The sequence below is a fragment of the Fusibacter paucivorans genome (assembly GCF_018390735.1).
GTDB lineage: Bacteria > Bacillota > Clostridia > Peptostreptococcales > Acidaminobacteraceae > Fusibacter > Fusibacter paucivorans.
Window position 1 is genome coordinate 107,871 of the sequence record NZ_JAHBCL010000010.1, and the last position, 18,942, is coordinate 126,812.

The following is an 18,942-nucleotide window of genomic DNA, read 5'->3' on the forward strand; positions in this document are numbered from 1 at the left end:
ATAGGCTCATATGTGTGACAATATGCGTGTATCGGTTTTTTTAATGCGCTTTAAACGTTTCTTCAGTGGCAAAAGGTAAAATCACCTTGAACGTGGTTCCCTCTCCCGCTGTGCTTTCTACAGTAATGCTGCCATTGTGCTTCGCCATAATATCCTGACTGAGTGCAAGCCCCAAGCCGCTGCCTTTGCCAATGGGTTTTGTCGTAAACCCCTGATCAAATATCCTTTCCATGACGCCTTCCGGCATACCAATGCCGTCATCTGCTATCTCAACAATGACGTTTGCCTCTTCCTGATATAGCCTGATCCAAATATGTCCCGTACGTTCTATGGCATCAATCGCATTGGTGATGATATTCATAAATACCTGATTCAACAGTGAAGCATAACACATAACGGCGGGAAGCGCTTCATACGTTTTGATGATTTCAATACGGCTCTTCCACAAATTCGACGTCAGCAGCAGGACGCTGTCGATACCTTCACGCAAATCTGCAGCTTGAAAATTAGACTGATCAATCCGAGAAAACTGTTTGATATTGCGAATAATTTCAATCACGCGATCTGCGGCTTCAATCACCATTTGGTTGGTCGTTTTTATCTTGCCTGCCTGCTGCTGCATACGTGTTATATCCTCGCTGTGCTCAAATTGGCCAAGAATCATATCGGCCATTTGCGCGTTGCTTCGAATAGCACCGACTGGCGTATTGATTTCATGCACAATAGCGGCGGTAATTTGACCGACTGAAGCCATTTTTTCGTTCTGTATCAACTGCTTTTGCTGCGTTTCGATGATTTCACGGTTCTTCACAAGTTCTTCGTTTTGAACAGTCAGTTCTTCATTTTGATTTTCAAGTGTACTTTGCAGCGTTCTAAATTTATCATGAATAGCATTAGAACTTGCGATCATCTCTGCAATTTCTTCCGGTGGCCGTTTGATACCCAGTGTGTAGTGACTCACTTCATTGATTTGATACGCTGCAATGCGTTTCAACTGACTATTGAGCTGACTGAGAGGCCGCATGATTCCCTTTGCCATCATCATGCTGACAATTTTAACAATGAGAATGGAAAGCAGCGACATGACGATAAGCGTCGCAATATAGGGCACTAAAATAATCTGGAGCAGCTGCGGGTCCATTGCAATACTGAGTTCACCAATTTGATTCCCGTCAGCATTCACGATGGGCATCCGTTTCCGATGCGTATTAATCATGGCATACACTTTGCCATTCGTATCAATTTCTTCAGATTTTGTCAAGCTGAGCATCCGATCATCAACAGTCACTGTAATATTGCAAATATCCATATTAACCATATAGGCTTCGAGAAAATCGTTGATATTATTATAGATTTCGCCTGAGATCAGCATCAATCGCTTGACGTCATTGTCGCTTTCCACGACGATCACCGCCGAATCATCAATCGCAATCCCCTCCGGCATCTCCATTGCAACAGCATTCTCACTTTCAAGGTTTTGAATGATTTCCTCTATGGAATAGTTCATTGTAAATGCCTGATTGATCATCGCCTTCGATGTTGTACTCTCACGTGTCGCTTCATATCTTTTGACGATATCATCTGTCGCTGACTTGGTTATAAAGTATGTCACAGGGTATAATGTCAACAGGAAAACCGGAACGATGATTGCAAAAATGATGATAAGTGTCAACAGATTGGCAATAAACATGGAACGCTCAATTTTTCGTTTAATCGTGTGTTTCATAATAGCCCTCATCAATTATTCTGTGTTAAAATATATTTAGCTTACAGCCTTATTATACCCCAATCCGGGCATTAATTGCCACTAACTTAAACTCGCAGAAAACAGGAGCACTAACATGCGTAAAATTATCATCGTCGACGACGAACCCATGATTACCAACACCCTTGCGACTCTGATCGAGCTCATGCTGGATTATGCCGTTTATACTTTTAATAGCCCTTCTGATGTCTTAAACAGCTCCATTGTCAAAAACGAACATATTGATTTGATCATTTCAGATTTCATCATGCCGGGCATGAACGGCCTAGAGCTGCTTTCCGCGATTAAAACAATGCAGCCGCATATTATTACGATTTTGCTAACCGGCTATTCCGACAAAGAAAGCGCAATCCGCAGTATTAACGATTTAGGTCTTTACTATTACCTGGAAAAACCTTGGGATAACAATGAATTGATAAAAATTATTCAGAATGGTATTGAAAAAACAGAACTCGAAACAGCTCTGCATCAAAAAATTACTGTCATCGAGAAGAAAAATCAAGAAATTTCAAGACTTTACGAGCTTTTAAGACGTGATTTCAATCGTGAGATGGACAACGTTCTCGAACTGGTTCTCAGTTTATCCAATGTGATCGAAGCAAAAGATCATTATACTGACGGGCATACGAGGCGCGTTGCAGACCTCGCCATCGCACTTGCCAAGCGCCTGAACCTAAGTGAGCCGCAAATTCACAATATTGAGATCGGCGCCATTATCCATGATATTGGTAAAGTCGCCACGCCTGAAGTCATCTTAAACAAACCCGGGAGACTCACTTATGAAGAATTTGAAGTCATGAAAGAGCATTCTGAATCCGGCGCTAATATCATTATGCCCATTTCGACACTGAAAGACTGTGTGCCAATCGTCCGTTCACATCACGAGAAACTCGATGGATCAGGCTACCCTTACGGGTTAAAAGGAGATGCAATTGGCATTGAAACACGCATTGTCGCTATTTCAGATATCTTCGATGCACTCTACTCTGATCGCCCTTATCGTAGGGCTCTATCTTTTGAAGAGGTTAAAGCCATCTTAGATCATGATGCCGACAATGGCAAACTTGATCTCACCATTATCAAGACACTGTACGATTTGTATCACGAAGGTGCCATTGATGCTATTTATCGGGATGCTTAAGACTTTTACAGTGTCAATTGGAAAGTACGAGGCAAAATATGTTTACATTAAAACGTTTAAATCAGGCATATGAACATGCAGAGCACTTTACCATTGACAACACGACCAAACTCATCTTTTTCAGTGATGTTCATCGGGGCGACAACAGTCTTTCTGACGAATTCGCTCACAATCAGAACCTGTATTTTTACGCATTAAAATATTATTACGCCAACGGTTTTACCTATGTCGAAGTCGGTGATGGTGACGAACTCTGGGAACACAGCAAGTTTGAAGTTATTCGCTATGCACACAGCGATGTCTACATTCTACTGAGACTTTTTTTTGATCAGCAGCGATTTATCATGCTCTACGGCAATCACAATATCGCCTTTAAACATCAGCATCACATTGAACAAATGCTCTTTTCCTTTTATGATGAATACACTTCTTTCACCGATCATCTCTTCCCGAATATTAAAGTTCACGAAGGCATTGTCATACATCATGCCGAAAGCAATCGTGAAATCTTCGTCGTTCATGGTCACCAAGGTGATTTTATCAATGATCAAATTTGGCCGGTCATGAAATTCCTCAACCGCCACTTTTGGCGTTACCTGCATGTCGTCGGTTTTCACAACCCAGCCAGTCCTGCGAAAAACGTTCACAAACGTCACAAGATTGAACGCAATTACAATAAATGGCTTGCATTAAATGACAAACTATTGATCGCAGGGCATACACATCGGCCAAAATTCCCAAAACAGAATGAACGCCCTTACTTTAATACGGGCTGCTGCATTCATCCGCGAAACATCACGGGCATCGAAATCGAAAATGGTGAGATTGCCTTAATTGAGTGGCGCATTACACCTGATCTCGAAGGATGTTTGAAAATCAAGCGCCGCGTGGTTCGCGGCCCCGTGCCTATTGCTGATTTTTAATTATTATAAAACCGGCCTCCAAAAGCGTCGTCTTTAAGCTTCGCTTTTAGGGGTCGGTTTATTCTTTTAAGCAACTCTTTTTGAAATTGTTTTTAAAAAATAGTTTTTCGGCAATTTGATTCATACAGTCTTAAGGCGCTCGTACAGCGCACTAAAGGCATCAAAATGACGGGCTAGGCTATCAATAATCATCGGATCAAAATGTGTTCCGCGACCTTTTACAATCATTGCCCAAGCTGTTTCAAAGCTGTAAGCCTCTTTGTATGGCCTTACGTTGGTCAGGGCATCAAAGACATCCGCTATTGCAACAATGCGTGCAGAAAGTGGAATTTGCTCCCCAGAAAGCCCATCTGGATACCCCGTCCCATCATAATGCTCATGATGAGACTTGGCGATTTCGCGTGCAATCTTGAAGTAATCACTTCGATCGACGTACATCCCTGCCGTCATATTCACCAAAACATCAAATCCAATGAGTGTATGCTTTTTAATAACGGCAAACTCTTCTGCCGTCAATTTTCCGGGTTTATTTAAAACCGCTTCGCTTATGCCTACTTTTCCAATATCGTGCAGCGGACTGAATTTAAGAATTTTATCAATGTACGACTCATCAACCTGCTGAACGTACAAAGCATCATTGTATAGGCACTCCGCAACAAATTTTGCATAAATGCTCATGCGATCAATATGATTGCCCGTCACGTAATCTTTCGATTCTACAATTTTAGCGAAGCCTTTCACAGAAGCCAAAATGAGATCGTCAAAGACAAAACTCTTTTCAAAGGCAATGGCCAACGATGTGGTTAAACTATCTACAAACTGCATGTGGGCTTCATTATAGGCATCTTTGTGTTTTGATGAGAAAAAGATGACGCCAATGACCTGCTGATCTACCAGCAGCGGCACTGTCATTGATGCTCGAATGCCCTCTTCCAGGATAATTTTTGTCGATTCGGATTTTGGATGCGATTCAAGATAAGCTTCCAAATCGTTGATAATTCTAATTTTACGACTGCGAATCACATCGGCTATTGACGATCGTGAAAGCGGTTCCTGATAATTGCGTCCCATCAGTGCCGTGTAGTCCGCTCTCGCTCGAAGTGCTCGAATATACTGACCGTCCTCTGTAATAATGGCGATTGCAAATCGATTATAAGGCAAAAAAGGTTTACAGGCACGGAAGACAAAGTCCATCACTTCGTCAAAATCTTTTTGGGCATATATTTTAGAATTGAGCTCTGTAATCATTGAGAGCCGTTCTGTAAAATGATTTAATTTTTCTGCAAAAATGCCCAACTCATGTCGCATGCCCATCTCGATCTTAGGGGGTGACATTTCATTGTTTGCCAAACGATCATCAATAATGCCGCTGAATTTTTTTAGCGGCTTTAAAAGCTGCATATCGACTATAATAAAAATCAAAACGAGTATCAAAAGATCATAAACAACCATAATCCCATTCAAGAAGCCTGATTTTACATTATTTTCACGTATGACGACGATTGAATCCTGACGAATTCTGGCAATATATGCTTTTAGTTGTTCAATGTCGTCTAAGGTCGAAGCGATCAGCCTTTCATCAAAGGTTGCATCGTCTTTCATCCGCATCTCCAGATCATCCGTTAGCTTTGCGATCATCGTTACATTGCCCGTGTCAATTTCAGCGTCATAAATACCATTTTGTTCTGCACGATTCAAGGCTGTTCGAAGGTTTTCAATTTCACCGTCAATCATATCGCGTATGTCGCGATGCATATCGGCAATGACAAAGTATTTGTAATAGTGTTTTTCGATTTCATCCAGCGAAGAGACCATGGCAATGCTGGTGCTCACATAACCATTATAAGAAACAACCGTTTTTTCATAGTAGGATATGCGGTATAATAATATAAAAAGTAAAAGCCCTGAAATAATCATAAGGGCTACAAATGTTTTTTTCAATGATATTTGCTGCATCATAACTCCATCAGTTTTCATATTCTGCATCGTCAACAAATTAGGTTCGATGTTGGTCGATTGTACCATCTTTATATTCACAAACGCTAGCTTCATTTTCATTGTATCATATCCGTATGTGAGGAAAAAGCAAATTTGCGTCAAAGCACGCCATCTTCACAATATGCACTCATCCAAAACGATAGCGTAACTAACAGTCGGCTAAAAACACCATTGTGAAAATTGTTTCGCAAGAATACACCTTTAAACCGAAACGCCTAGGAGGCAATACATGATTCCAAACGATCCGTATATTCTGTTAAGTTTCATCAATACCAAACTAAGGGACGCCTATCCTTCACTTGAAGCACTCTGCGACGATTTAAACATTGTGCCAACCGACCTGTGTAATCAGCTCAACGCAATTGGTTACGTCTATCGAAAAGATTTACGTCAATTCCTTTCTGTAGCAGCGCAATCGCCTCCTTCTCTTTGAGCGGCTTTGCAAAAAAATACCCTTGAAAACGACTGCAGGCAAATGCAATCAGCTGTTCCAGCTGCGCTTCTGTTTCTATCCCCTCAGCAATAATCTGAAGCTCCAACTGGCTTCCGAGTTTCAACATTGTCTCGACGAGACTGAGCACTTTGCTTCTCGTCATCATCCCATCAATAAATGTACGATCAATTTTCAGTGTACTAATCGGCAGTTCAGCCAATTGACTCAATGAAGAATATCCTGTTCCGAAGTCATCCAAATGGATTTCAATTGAAGCCTTTCGAAAGGCTTCTAAATTATCGCTAACCTCATCAATATATTTTGCAATAGCCGATTCTGTAATTTCAATTGCAATATAAATCCCTTCCCTTCGCGCTTTGACTATTTTATCAATAATCCGACGAATGTGTTCTGTGTTTAAGAGTTCAATATACGACAGGTTAACTGCAATGCCGATCTCCTGCCCGCCGTTGACTATCTTTCTGCCAAAGCCCAGCGCCTTCTCTAAAACAATCTCATCAATTCTGTGAATCTCCCCCAACTCTTCTGCCAGTCCAATAAAAACATCCGGTGAAATCATACCGTAATTGGGATGGCGCAGTCTTACCAACGCTTCAAACCCCCATATGCTGAATACACCGTTTTCATATTTAATCTGCGGTTGATAATAGACTTCAAAAAGCGATTCCATCATTGCTGTTCTTAAATAAGCAGAGATTTCTTTTACAAATACTTTGCGATTAAAATAATCCCAGTCAAATGCTTTTAACTTGCCATAGTAATGTGTCTCATCACAGAATGTTCGTGTTTCTTCCAGCCGATCGAGGATGGTTTCAGTTGTTTCATTTCCGCGATACTCATAATAGGGAAACATCAGCGTACACTGAACATCAACATTGAAAATATGAACAGGTCTTTCGTATTGCCTCGAAAGCGCAGCAACGCCATCGACCAACGTATCGTAGTATTGATCCTTTTGCAGAACCAATACGCCAAAAGTGCCTGCCTGTATGACGCTAAAAATGGAAAAGTGACCAAATATGTTTTTAATATCATTGCCGAGCTGATACTGCAATGCTTCAATCACTTTTTTCCCGTAGACTTGCATCAGCTTATCATAACGTGCAATACTAACATAAAAAACCAATAAGCTTTCATTTGACGTCAGCATATACTTCTTCATGGTTTCTGTAAAATAATCAGCATTTAAAAAGCCCGTAATTGGGTCGTGAAAAGCATAGAACTCTACTTTTTCCTGTTCAATTTTACGTTGATGAATATCCAAAATAGACCCCGTAACACGCTGAAGACGATGAAAACCGTCTATATCCGCAATAGCATTAAACAAAAACCATTTAAGATAGCCATGCTTATCGGCTATTTGAATCTCAAGCGAAATAACGCGATCATCCGGCCATACCGCAGCACTGTTAAAATACATTTCGACACTTTTGTGTATTAAGGGAATGTGTTCAAACCATTCAATCGCCAGTCGATTCGATTCCGATTCCGGATAGGATAAAAGTTCACAAAACCGCTTCGATAAAAACCAAACTTTTGTAATCGGATAATAGTCGAAAAATCCTTCACAACTGGCGTCCAGCACACGTTCATACCTTTTTTCAGATGTTTCCAGCCGCCAGCGATATTCGTCCAGTGTCTCATAGTTTTGCTTTAAGGACAACTCTGCTTGACGGACATTGTCATAAAGCGTTCGAATTTCTTCATTCTGCGTTTCAAGATCTTCCTTTGCGAGGTAAAGATCTTCGATCTGGCGATGGATATGACGTTCACTATCCACGAGATAACACAGCGCAACAACAACGAGTGCAAACATCGACAGCCCCGCAAACATATTATTTTCAACCATATTTAAATAGGGATTATTCGGCGCTATCATCATTGTCGTCATGATATTGGCTACACCAATTACAATCGTTGTCAGCGCCAGTGATATATAGCGATGCGGACGCTTATAAATATAATGACGATACACCTCTGCTATGACAATTGTCAGCAGCGTCGCAACAAAGCTTTCAATCACATTTCCGCGCTGAATCAGAAAAATATAGGCATTGATCATACCGAAGGGAATCAATGCCGTACTAAGATCATAACAGACAATCGCCAATATCAAAATGGCAAATCGCCCATCTGACATATCCTGTATCGCTGTAAGATCGACGAGCACCATGAGAAAAACGGCGGCTGACCCTAACATCAACCCTCGTCTGATTGGTGATTCAGCACGCTTCAACGATAGCGGACGATATTTAATTTGAAGGTAAATAAGTGAAAACAACAGTCCATATGCAAAAAAAGCGGTGAGCATATAATTAAACCCAATCATAAAAACCCCCTGCTGGTATTAGCTTATATATACCCGTTTGAACACCTATCAATCCAATGTTTGTTATCTCTACACATCTTTTCACAGGTGCGTATCTATCGCAAATTCCTATAGAACAATCGTTGACCTGCTGAATGATGGCAAAATGGCTATCAAAAAAGCCGACTCATTGAATAATACACATGAGTCGACTGATTGTGTTGTTGGAATATTTACTGCATATGATCGTGATATCCTAAAGTCTTAAGCCACCGTTGACGGACAAGTTATGACCTGTCACAAACGACGATTCATCACTTGCTAAGAAAAGCACTGCATTGGCGATTTCCTGCGGCTCACCAAGTCTGCCGAGCATCGTCTTTTGTCTGATTGGATCAAGTACCTTATCAGGGACTGTCTTCATCATATCGGTATTGACATAACCAGGGGCAACACTGTTGCAGCGAACAGCAGCGCCTTTGCGCGCAAACTCTTTAGCCCATGTTTTCGCCATACCAATAACACCAGCTTTTGTCGCTGCATAATTGGATTGACCGACATTACCAAATTCACCTACAACTGAAGCGATGTTGATAATGCTGCCTTTACCAATTTCCATCATGTGCGGCCCAATGGCCTGTGCCATGTTAAAGACACCTTTAAGGTTAACATTGATAACCATGTCCCACATGTCTTCAGTCATCTTGTTAATCAATGCATCCCTTGTAATCCCTGCATTGTTGACAAGAATGTCAATGTGACCATATGATGCAACTGTTTCTTCGACAAACTTAGCAATGGCATCTCTGTCTGTGATATTAAGTTTGTAACCTTTGATCATTTCTGTATCAAAAGTTGCTTCTTGCATATCCACAGCGATTACTTTTGCGCCCTCTTTCGCAAAAGTTTCAGAAATTGCGCGGCCAATACCCTGTGCACCACCTGTTACGACTGCTACTTTTCCTTCTAATCTCATTATACTCACTCCTTATTTATAAATGTGAGTAATGCCGGCAACCGATAAATAGCTGCCGGCATACTCAATGGTTGCTTATTTTATAATTTTAAGTTCATTACTTCCGGTCTGAAGATTCTCTCATCCATCATCTTGAGATCTTTGGCAATTGCTGGCCTAAATGCCATCTGTGCTAATATATCTTTCTCAAGATCCACGCCAGGTGCGATTTCAGTAAGGGTCAAGCCCTCTTCTGTCAGTTCAAATACTGCTCTCTCCGTTACGTAGATAACAGGCTGCTTAATTTCATAAGCATATTCACCGGAGAAAGTAACTTGTTCACAAGTTTCATTGAACTTTTTCGCTCTACCTTCGTTTGCTATAACGAGTTTGCCATCTTCAACTGCGATTTCCAAACCACCTGCTGTAAAAGTGCCGCAATAGACAACTTTTTTCGCATTTTGAGAAATATTGATGAAGCCACCGCAGCCAGGTACTTTAATACCGAACTTGGAAACGTTGACATTACCTTGCTTGTCACATTGGGCAAGACCGAGGAATGTCACATCCAAACCACCGCCATCGTAGAAATCGAATTGATACGGCTGGTCGATAATCATATCTGGATTGATCGCTGCACCAAAGCTTTGACCTCCGGCAGGAATACCGCCGATTGTCCCTGCTTCAGTCGTCAAGATCAGACCCTCAATGCCCTCTTCAGCTGCTACCATGGAAACACCTTCGGGCATCCCTATACCCAAGTTCATAATGGCGTTTTCCTTTAACTCCATTGCTGCTCTACGCGCGATAATCTTGCGTTCATTCAGCGGCAATGCTGGTATGCTTTTCATTGGAATTCTGATATCTTGACTGTAAGACGGGTTGTACTGCTCTGCAAAAGTCTGCATGTGCTCAGAAGGATCTGCTTCCACAATCGCATCAACATAAATGCCTGGTAATTTAACGAGTTTGTGGTTCAACGTGCCGTCTGCAACAACTTTTTCAACTTGCAGAATTACGATTCCGCCTGAATTTTTAACAGCTTGAGCGATCGATAACATTTCGAGGCTCGCTGCTTCTCTTTCAAATGTACAGTTGCCAAATGAATCTGCATAGGTTCCTCTGACAAGTGCAACATCTACTGGAAATGCTTTATAAAATAGCCATTCTTCGTTATTCAGTGTCACGACCTCTACTAAATCTTCTGTCGCGCTCTTATTAATTTTTCCGCCTTCTAATCTAGGGTCAACGAAGGTTTTTAGACCAACCTTCGTAATAACCCCAGGTGTTCCTGCGGCGATTGCTCTAAAGAGATGAGAAATTGCGCCCTGTGGAAAATTGTAGGCTTCTATTTTTTCATCGAGTGCCAGCTTGCCTAATTTAGGCGCCAGCCCCCAGTGTCCGCCAACAACTTTTTTCACAAGCCCTTCATGACCAAAGTGATTTAGACCTCTGTTCTTGCCATCGCCTTGACCCGCTGCATAGACCAACGTTAAATCGCGTGGATGTCCCTCTTTTAAAAATGCGTCTTCGACCCCTCTGCTCAATGCTTCAGGATGCATATTCCCTACAAAACCACCAGATGCAAGCGTTGCGCCATCTTTGATCATGGCGATTGCCGATTCAAGTGTCATCACTTTATTCATGATAGCCTCCTAATATTTAAATCAACTGTTTCTTATACAAGACCTGTTGTCAGATAAACGAGTGACGTTACAACAACTGAGATAAGCGGTAATACCATTGTCAATACCGCGATGTCGCCGTAGCTTTCTTTATGTGTTAATTTACATACGGAAAGCAATGTGATAACGGCACCACAATGCGGCAATGAGTCAAGACCACCGGAAGCTAAGAGCATAATTCTGTGCAATGCCTGTGGGTTGATCCCCATAGACAAGAATTCGTCTGATAAAACTTCGAGTGCAATCGCTGTACCACCGGATGATGAACCAACGATACCGGCAAGCAATGTTGTAGAAATTGCTACTTTGAAGATTGATGGAATTGACATTGCAACGATCATACCTTTTACAGTTGTAAATGCAGCAAGTGATTTGATTACGCCGCCGTAACCAACTTCTGAACCAGTGTTGAAAATTGGCAGAAGGGCGCCCACTGCACCGTCAAACATAACTTTGTTGGTATTGACAAGGTATTTTCTCATGGCAATCAAAATGAAGACAACCGAAATTGAAAGACCGAGAACAACTGGCCAAGTACCGTTGACGCTACCGCCAATGGCTTCATATTTTGCCATGACAGAAGGCATTGTGAAGTAGACTTTTGTGAAGAAGTAATTCAACAGGAATACCATGGCGATTGGTGCAAATGATAAACCAACATTCGGTAAATCACCTTCAAAATCATGTAAACCTTCATTTTCATGATCGCCGTAACCTTCGCCTGCTGCATTGGCTTGAGCGGCTCTTCTATTTAACCACCATACGCCGCCGAAGAACATGATTGCTGCTGCAATGATCCCAAGAATTGGACCTGCATAAATATCTGTACCGAAATAAACTGTCGGCATTGTGTTAAGGTATTGCGGTGAGCCAGGAAGTGCTGTCATTGTGAAGGTGAAAGCACCGCCGGCAATTGCTGCAGGCAATAAACGCTTTGGTACATCTGCTTCTTTGTAGAGCATTGCGCCGATTGGATACATAGCGAAAACGACAACGAATAGTGAAACCCCACCATATGTCAACAGACCCGTTGCCACGATAACTGCTGCGATCGCATGTTTTTTACCAAACTTTGCTGAAATAAAGTGTGCAATTGAGGTTGCAGCACCTGTAACGTCCATGAGTTTACCAAAGATTGCGCCTGCTAAAAAGACAGGATAATACGAAGAAATATAGCCGGTTGCGGCTGGCATAAAGATATTGGAAAGTGCGTAAAGCGGTGGAATTTCACCTGACATAAGCGCTGCCAACATCGCGAGAATTGGTGCTAAGATCAAAACGGTAATGCCTCGATAAGCAAAATACATTAAACATACTAAAGTTAATATAATCGAGAGTACACCTAACATCTAAATCCCCCTAACTGATCAATAATTGAATAATGACATAAAATGTGTAAGTCATCGACACTAAAATGGTCGCGTACATTAAGTAGAAAATGGTAAATATGAATTTACGGCCTTTTTCAAGCACTTCAACATGTTTTGGTACCATTTTCTCAGCGACATCCGGTTGCTTTGAATCATGAATGACATTGCCAATCATTCTTAGAAGCAAATAGGTTGCCGCCATTAGGCTCACTAAATAAATCATACTGAGTTGGATGCCGGCAGATTTTTCAATAATGGAAACAATCGTCGTTATGGCAATTAACGGCGCAAACCAGTAATCCATCTTGAATGCACGATAATCCTGTTGATACATCTCTGTGAGAAGCATCCTGACCACGAGCACTGCCAAGTGCATGTACTTGTACTCCTGAGGCCAATAAATCTGCTGCGTTAACGTAAAGATTAGCAACGCCTGATAGACCAAGTTCAAAATACGTGGTTTCATAATCGCTCCCATCATAAAAAGCCAAACCTCCTAAACATAATAATAATCATTCACCTCCACTCCTTATTTAATATGCAATACACATGCCAACTTTACGAGTAATTATTTACCCAAATATACAGTGAAATGTCGAATTTTTACGTTTTTTTGCCAAAAAAATCCTATTGTACAACAAAAAAACAAAAAAAGTGTAAAATTTAATTTACACTTTCTTTTCGCTTTTTTTGTACTATGTCAATCAAACATTACAGATATGTCGAAGCATCACCTACTGTAAATATAAGTTTACAATTTGCAAGTGTGCAATTTTTGGTCACTTCTATTTCAAGTCGAATTTTTCTAATTTTTTATGCAGCGCCATCCTTGAAATTCCAAGGTCTTCAGCCGTTCTCGTCTTATTCCCTTTAAAGTATAAAAGTCTTTCTAAAATAATTTTTTTCTCGACATTCTCCATCACGACGCGTAGCGGATCGCCTACATAATCGTCTTCAGTCGCCTTGAGCTGCATCGGCAAATGGTACGGTTGAATGTATTCTTCACCCTCAATAATGTTATAAGCGCGCTCAATGACGTTGCGAAGCTCTCTAATATTGCCTTTCCACTGATAAGATGTCAACAAAAGTTGCGCTTTTTCTGAAACGCCTTTAATTTTGCCGTGATTTTGACGATTTAACGTTTCTAAAAAATGCTTTGACAACAGAATAATATCTTCTTTGCGATCCCTCAGCGGCGGTATCGACAAATTAATGACGTTCAGCCTGTAATACAGATCTTCACGGAAAGTTTTTTCCTCTACCATTTCCCTGAGATTCTTATTGGTTGCCGCAATCACTCGAACATCTATTTGTTTCGGACGATTGGAGCCTACGCGCTCCACTTCGCCTTCCTGAATAACCCGCAAAATTTTTGCCTGCATTTGCAAGGGCATATCACCAATCTCATCGAGGAATATCGTCCCTTGATCAGCCAATTCGAATTTTCCAATCTTTCCGTTTTTATCGGCACCGGTGAAAGCACCTTTTTCATACCCAAATAATTCTGATTCTAACAAGTGCTCAGGAATCGCCGCACAATTAACAGAAACAAAAGGCATCTCTGATCGCTGGCTTTCATTGTGGATAGCATGTGCAAATAATTCCTTGCCAGTGCCGCTTTCACCTTGGATAAGCACATTGGAACGCGTATGAGCAATTTTTCGCACATACTGTTTAAGCTTGTCCATTTGGAGGTTGCCTGTAATAATGTGATCGAGCGAATACTTTGCACGATGCAGATTGCTGATTTCTGATTTTAAATTGCGAAGTTCCTGTTCAATCTTATTGTATTTTTTATTGATATTGTGCAGTTCTGATACATTCCTAAATATAACTTTGCCGATGGCGCCAGCAAGTTTGCCATCCACATAATAGGGGATCCGCGTCGCTACCATATAATCACCGCGGATTTCCTGAAAATCATTAATTTCCGGTATGCCCGTCTTCGCAACAATGTGCATTCTGGTATTTTCAATAATGTCCGTAACGTGCTTGCCGATAACGGCATCATCTTCGCGTCCTAAAAAACGCTTGTACGCATCTGAAAGCATCGTGATATAACCATCCTTATTGACGACGACAATACCATCGTAAGCCAATTCCAAAACAGTTTTTAAAATCGCCATCTCGCTGCGTTCGGCTTCAAGTCGCAAATTCAAGTTTTCGAATTTTGTGATATCATCAAAGATTGCAATAGCCCCAACGAGTTTGCCGTCTAAATAAAACGGCAGCCGAGATGTAATACAGATATGATTGCGAACAATAATGCGAACGTCCCGCTCAGCAGTTTCTGTTTTCACAATGCGTTCGAGCTCGGATTCGGCATAGACTTCCAGAATATATCGATCCGTTGCATATTCCTTTGTCAAATCCAAAAGTTCCAACGCTCTGACATTGATAAACTTAACAACACCCTTTAGATCAATAATAATAATCGCGTTGCGCATTTCATCAAAAATAGCACTGTTTTCGTGAAAATAGTCAAATAGTGTCACCAAATCCCCCTCATCTGCAAATCATTTTCTGATTCATTAAAAAGCATCCAATAGAATCGGACAGTGGTCGCTGCCCATAATGTCTGCATGAATTGCCGCTTCATTAAGCGCGCCTTTAAGACTTTCTGAAGCAATAAAGTAGTCAATACGCCAACCAGTATTGTTTGCTCTGGCTTTCCCCATATAGGACCACCATGTATAAGCACCCTCCAAATCAGGGTAGAAGTACCGAAAAGTATCGACAAAGCCATTTTCGAGCAGAATACTTATCTTGTTGCGTTCTTCATCTGTAAAACCTGCATTTCTGCGGTTCGTCTTCGGATTTTTAAGATCAATCTCACGATGGGCAACATTGAGATCGCCGCAGACAATCACAGGTTTCGTTTCTTCGAGCTTCTTTAAATAAGCCAGAAAAGCCTCTTCCCACGTCATGCGATAATCGAGGCGAAGCAAGTCACGCTTGCTGTTCGGCGTGTAGACATTCACCAGATAAAACGCTTCATAAGCAAGCGTCAATACACGTCCCTCGTGATCATGCTCTTCAATACCAATGCCTCGTGACACTGAAAGCGGCTTATGTTTTGTAAAAATCGCTGTTCCCGAATACCCCTTTTTTTCCGCAGAATACCAATACTGTTCATAGCCATCGAGTTCTAACGTCAATTGCCCTTCCTGCATCTTTGTCTCTTGAATACAAAAAAAATCTGCATCCACCGATTGGAAATAGTCTAAAAAACCCTTTTTAACACAAGCCCGGATGCCGTTGACATTCCATGAAATAAACTTCATCGCGCCTCCTTGTAACAATTTATTTACAGTTATCATTTATCAAAATTATCCACTCGGCAAAACAGCATAATATTGAATGCATTCAATCCTTTATCAGCATTAATAAGTGCCGTAATTGCCAAACAAACGATACATTTGTATCGTTTAGTTTACATTTCTGCACCTGTCCATAACTAGTTAAATTATAACACAATAATACGAAAGTCGTGCTAAATTTGCAAAAAATACGCTCACACTGTCACCCATCACACTTTTCATGTACAAAAGGGAGCGACATTCGGCCATTTATTATCTTAATAAACAACTTTTGTCGCTCCCCTCGTATCTTCACACTTTACAGTTGAGAAATTGCATCATTTTCTTAGTTCTTTACCATGTTGACTTTTGATTACTGATTTTCATTGCATGCTAGAAATTTAAAGCAACCTTATCCCAATCGACAACTTCAAAGAAGGCGTCCAAATATTCTGCTCTCCGGTTTTGGTATTTCAAATAATAGGCATGCTCCCAAACGTCCACCCCCAGAAGGATCTTCTTCCCTTCTGAAACGGGGGAATCCTGATTCGGCGTGCTGACTACTTCTAATTTGCCGTCACTGACAATCAGCCAAGCCCATCCACTGCCAAACTGTTTGAGTGCCGCTGATTTAAAGGTTTCTTTAAAGCGATCAAAGCTGCCAAAATCGCGGTTAATCGATTCCAGCAGGGCACCTTTTGGTGCCCCACCGCCTGACGGTGAGATAATCTCCCAAAAGAGTTTATGATTATAATAACCGCCGCCATTATTACGGACAGTGCCCCGAATAGCCTCTGGGAGCTTATCGAGTCCTTGCAGCAGTTCTTCAATGGTTTTATTCTGCAATTCCGAATAGGCTTCAAGTGCAGCATTCAAATTATTCGTATAGCCCGCATGGTGCTTCGAATGATGCACTTCCATAGTCTTAGCATCTATATGTGGTTCCAATGCGTCATACGCATAATTCAGTGTTGGTAATACAAATTTCATAAGTTGCCTCCTTAAGTCAGTTTACTTTATTGTCTGTGATTGAAGCCAAATGCTTTCAGCAATCAATCACTTTAGCTCGTTATGAAGTATATATCCCATTTTTTAATTGATAATCATTTTCAATTAACTTTTTTTGCATTTTTTTCTTTTTCTTTTTCAAGGTAGTATAAATACTCTTCGTGAATATATGGCTCCAAGTGAATGGTAATAATGCTGTCCTGGCCAAATTTCTCAAAGAGCGCTTCCTCGATATGTGTTGCAATATCATGCGCTTGTGTAATTTTCATATTTTCTTCTACCATAATGTGAAATTCAATGGCAACGCGGTTGCCGAGCTTTCTAGCGCGAATTTCATGATAGGTAATAACAGCAGGAGTGTCCTCCAGAATATTACGTATTTGATTCATTTTTTCCTGTGGAAGTGCCGATTCCATCAGTTCATTAAGTGCAGGCATAAAAATTTCAAACGCCACTTTTAAAATAAAGACCGACACAATCACAGATGCAATGGGGTCAAGAATTGTCCACTGATGTCCCAAAAGCATAGCGCCGCCGATGCCTATAGACGTTCCCATAGATGAAAAAGCATCAGAACGATGATGCCATGCATTCGCTTTGACGGCAGCACTGTTAATCTGGTTTGCAACTTTTGAAGTTCGTCTATACAAATATTCCTTAACAACAATAGAGACAGCTGCCGCTAGTAGTGCAATAGGTTCAGGAGGTGGGATGACTTCTCCGTGAAAACTGCCGTAAATATTGACAACCCCTGCTTTAAAAATATTGTAGCCAACGACTGCCAGCATAATACTAATGATAATCGTCGCAAGTGTTTCATATTTCCCATGTCCGTATGTATGGTCGTCATCTTCAGGTTTCTCCGTAATCTTAAAACCAATGAGTACGACGATATCGGTCAAAAAATCAGAAAGAGAGTGGATCCCATCTGCAAGCATTGCCTGACTGTGACCTGCATAGCCTGCAACTAACTTAAAGAAAGTCAAACCGCCATTGGCCCAAAAACCCAAAAGCGTAATTTTTTTTGCCGCTCTGCTTCTCAATAATTCTTTTTTCATTCAAATGCCCCATTCTTAAATAATCGTCAAACAGCACACGGATCATCGCTGTTCTTTGTCACAAGTTTCATTAAACACGTATGTCTTCATACAATCAAATGTATAAAAAAACCCCATGGCCATTCGGTCCATAGGTGTTTTCCATCAATGCTGTCCCAGATCATGCGATTTATCATGATACCTTATGTCAATTAATGCCGCAACACGGGCACATGCTATTTCGCAATAACGACGAGTGACATGGATTCCAGTGCTTTAAACGGCGATAAATCAAATCCACCGTAAATAGCAATATCTTTGAAACCCGCAAGTTTCAGCATATCCACTAAATTCTCGCATTTCATCGGCAATAGCGTCGTCAACTGATTGCTGTGATAGTCCCCAACTTCCAGAATACCATTAAATAAAATCCGATGATTTTCAAAATCATGTGTATAATGCCGTTTAAAAGTGAGCCCTACACGCTTGTTGACAATTGTCGGTAATTTTGACACGAAGTGATAAATCACGCGATCGTAATTGACAATTTGAATTAAGACTCTGCCGCCGGGTTTCAAAACTTGTTTCATTCCCTTAATACACTTTTGAACCTCTTCAAAACTGCCGAGATGTACAATGGAATTGCCTATATTAATAATGGCATCGTAGCGCTCGTCAACACTTTCTGCAACATCTCTCATATTGAATTGTTTTATTTCCACTGGAAAATCAAGCAGCTGATTCTTTGTACTCAATTTTTGGATCATTGAATCATCTACGTCAGAAGCGGTTACTTGATACCCCTTCTCTGCTAAAGCGAGACTGTAACTGCCAGTTCCACAAGCCAAGTCAAGCACTTTCGCAGGTGGTTCACCTGCTACACTCGTCATGACACAAAGCTGTTTGACGCCTAATGGAAAAATATCGTCGTAATAAGCTGCAATTGCTTCATAAAATTTCATGTTTAACTCCTGCGTCACGCCTGTTCGCCATGACTAT

The 18,942-nt window shown here is 41.1% G+C and carries 15 protein-coding genes; 3 read left to right on the top strand and 12 right to left on the bottom strand.

Translation table 11 applies throughout. The features are described 5' to 3' along the window. Positions 1 to 40 precede the first annotated feature (40 nt). Positions 41 to 1,726: a sensor histidine kinase gene (locus KHM83_RS07330; RefSeq protein ID WP_213236343.1), complete on the bottom strand. Its 1,686-nt coding sequence runs from the start codon at positions 1,724 to 1,726 to the stop codon at positions 41 to 43. A 115-nt stretch (positions 1,727 to 1,841) separates the two neighbouring features. Here KHM83_RS07330 and KHM83_RS07335 point away from each other — a divergent pair, with 115 nt between their 5' ends. Then, positions 1,842 to 2,906 carry an HD domain-containing phosphohydrolase gene (locus KHM83_RS07335; protein ID WP_213236344.1) on the top strand — a complete coding sequence of 355 codons (1,065 nt, stop codon included), beginning with the start codon at positions 1,842 to 1,844 and terminating at the stop codon, positions 2,904 to 2,906. 38 nt (positions 2,907 to 2,944) lie between these two features. Next, positions 2,945 to 3,829 carry a metallophosphoesterase family protein gene (locus KHM83_RS07340; protein WP_213236345.1) on the top strand — a complete coding sequence of 295 codons (885 nt, stop codon included), beginning with the start codon at positions 2,945 to 2,947 and terminating at the stop codon, positions 3,827 to 3,829. A gap of 120 nt (positions 3,830 to 3,949) precedes the next feature. Here KHM83_RS07340 and KHM83_RS07345 read toward each other — a convergent pair whose 3' ends face one another. Continuing rightward, on the bottom strand, positions 3,950 to 5,806 hold the full coding sequence (locus KHM83_RS07345; RefSeq protein WP_213236346.1) for an HD-GYP domain-containing protein: 1,857 nt from the start codon (positions 5,804 to 5,806) through the stop codon (positions 3,950 to 3,952). Between the two features lie 250 nt (positions 5,807 to 6,056). Between KHM83_RS07345 and KHM83_RS07350 the strand changes: the two genes are divergently transcribed. Further along, positions 6,057 to 6,260, top strand: a complete 204-nt coding sequence (locus KHM83_RS07350) for a DUF4250 domain-containing protein (RefSeq protein ID WP_213236347.1) — start codon at positions 6,057 to 6,059, stop codon at positions 6,258 to 6,260. Here KHM83_RS07350 and KHM83_RS07355 read toward each other — a convergent pair. From KHM83_RS07355 to KHM83_RS07400, 10 genes are all read right to left on the bottom strand, one after another. Beyond that, a complete protein-coding gene (locus KHM83_RS07355) occupies positions 6,181 to 8,610 on the bottom strand; it encodes an EAL domain-containing protein (protein WP_213236348.1) in 2,430 nt (809 codons plus the stop codon). The genes KHM83_RS07350 and KHM83_RS07355 overlap by 80 nt on opposite strands. Before the next feature lie 235 nt (positions 8,611 to 8,845). Then, on the bottom strand, positions 8,846 to 9,565 hold the full coding sequence (fabG, locus tag KHM83_RS07360) for a 3-oxoacyl-ACP reductase FabG (RefSeq protein WP_213236349.1): 720 nt from the start codon (positions 9,563 to 9,565) through the stop codon (positions 8,846 to 8,848). 80 nt (positions 9,566 to 9,645) lie between these two features. Beyond that, on the bottom strand, positions 9,646 to 11,190 hold the full coding sequence (locus KHM83_RS07365; protein WP_213236350.1) for an acyl CoA:acetate/3-ketoacid CoA transferase: 1,545 nt from the start codon (positions 11,188 to 11,190) through the stop codon (positions 9,646 to 9,648). A 32-nt stretch (positions 11,191 to 11,222) separates the two neighbouring features. Continuing rightward, positions 11,223 to 12,578: a GntP family permease gene (locus KHM83_RS07370; protein WP_213236351.1), complete on the bottom strand. Its 1,356-nt coding sequence runs from the start codon at positions 12,576 to 12,578 to the stop codon at positions 11,223 to 11,225. 10 nt (positions 12,579 to 12,588) lie between these two features. Further along, positions 12,589 to 13,065, bottom strand: coding sequence for a hypothetical protein (locus tag KHM83_RS07375; protein ID WP_213236352.1), 477 nt, complete (start codon positions 13,063 to 13,065; stop codon positions 12,589 to 12,591). A gap of 319 nt (positions 13,066 to 13,384) precedes the next feature. Then, complete coding sequence (locus KHM83_RS07380; protein ID WP_213236353.1) at positions 13,385 to 15,094, bottom strand: sigma 54-interacting transcriptional regulator; 1,710 nt, start codon at positions 15,092 to 15,094, stop codon at positions 13,385 to 13,387. A 36-nt stretch (positions 15,095 to 15,130) separates the two neighbouring features. Further along, positions 15,131 to 15,883 carry an exodeoxyribonuclease III gene (locus KHM83_RS07385; RefSeq protein WP_213236354.1) on the bottom strand — a complete coding sequence of 251 codons (753 nt, stop codon included), beginning with the start codon at positions 15,881 to 15,883 and terminating at the stop codon, positions 15,131 to 15,133. A gap of 408 nt (positions 15,884 to 16,291) precedes the next feature. After that, positions 16,292 to 16,888, bottom strand: coding sequence for a superoxide dismutase (locus tag KHM83_RS07390; protein WP_213236355.1), 597 nt, complete (start codon positions 16,886 to 16,888; stop codon positions 16,292 to 16,294). 119 nt (positions 16,889 to 17,007) lie between these two features. After that, positions 17,008 to 17,964 carry a cation diffusion facilitator family transporter gene (locus KHM83_RS07395; protein ID WP_213236356.1) on the bottom strand — a complete coding sequence of 319 codons (957 nt, stop codon included), beginning with the start codon at positions 17,962 to 17,964 and terminating at the stop codon, positions 17,008 to 17,010. Between the two features lie 215 nt (positions 17,965 to 18,179). Next, complete coding sequence (locus KHM83_RS07400) at positions 18,180 to 18,905, bottom strand: class I SAM-dependent methyltransferase (RefSeq protein ID WP_213236357.1); 726 nt, start codon at positions 18,903 to 18,905, stop codon at positions 18,180 to 18,182. Between the last annotated feature and the right edge of the window lie 37 nt (positions 18,906 to 18,942).

Bases quoted from the DNA above. Each gene is read 5' to 3' on its own strand.
- KHM83_RS07330 (WP_213236343.1), bottom strand. From the start codon at position 1,726: ATGAAACACACGATTAAACGAAAAATTGAGCGTTCCATGTTTATTGCC.
- KHM83_RS07335 (WP_213236344.1), top strand. From the start codon at position 1,842: ATGCGTAAAATTATCATCGTCGACGACGAACCCATGATTACCAACACC.
- KHM83_RS07340 (WP_213236345.1), top strand. From the start codon at position 2,945: ATGTTTACATTAAAACGTTTAAATCAGGCATATGAACATGCAGAGCAC.
- KHM83_RS07345 (WP_213236346.1), bottom strand. From the start codon at position 5,806: ATGAAAACTGATGGAGTTATGATGCAGCAAATATCATTGAAAAAAACA.
- KHM83_RS07350 (WP_213236347.1), top strand. From the start codon at position 6,057: ATGATTCCAAACGATCCGTATATTCTGTTAAGTTTCATCAATACCAAA.
- KHM83_RS07355 (WP_213236348.1), bottom strand. From the start codon at position 8,610: ATGATTGGGTTTAATTATATGCTCACCGCTTTTTTTGCATATGGACTG.
- fabG (WP_213236349.1), bottom strand. From the start codon at position 9,565: ATGAGATTAGAAGGAAAAGTAGCAGTCGTAACAGGTGGTGCACAGGGT.
- KHM83_RS07365 (WP_213236350.1), bottom strand. From the start codon at position 11,190: ATGAATAAAGTGATGACACTTGAATCGGCAATCGCCATGATCAAAGAT.
- KHM83_RS07370 (WP_213236351.1), bottom strand. From the start codon at position 12,578: ATGTTAGGTGTACTCTCGATTATATTAACTTTAGTATGTTTAATGTAT.
- KHM83_RS07375 (WP_213236352.1), bottom strand. From the start codon at position 13,065: ATGAAACCACGTATTTTGAACTTGGTCTATCAGGCGTTGCTAATCTTT.
- KHM83_RS07385 (WP_213236354.1), bottom strand. From the start codon at position 15,883: ATGAAGTTTATTTCATGGAATGTCAACGGCATCCGGGCTTGTGTTAAA.
- KHM83_RS07390 (WP_213236355.1), bottom strand. From the start codon at position 16,888: ATGAAATTTGTATTACCAACACTGAATTATGCGTATGACGCATTGGAA.
- KHM83_RS07395 (WP_213236356.1), bottom strand. From the start codon at position 17,964: ATGAAAAAAGAATTATTGAGAAGCAGAGCGGCAAAAAAAATTACGCTT.
- KHM83_RS07400 (WP_213236357.1), bottom strand. From the start codon at position 18,905: ATGAAATTTTATGAAGCAATTGCAGCTTATTACGACGATATTTTTCCA.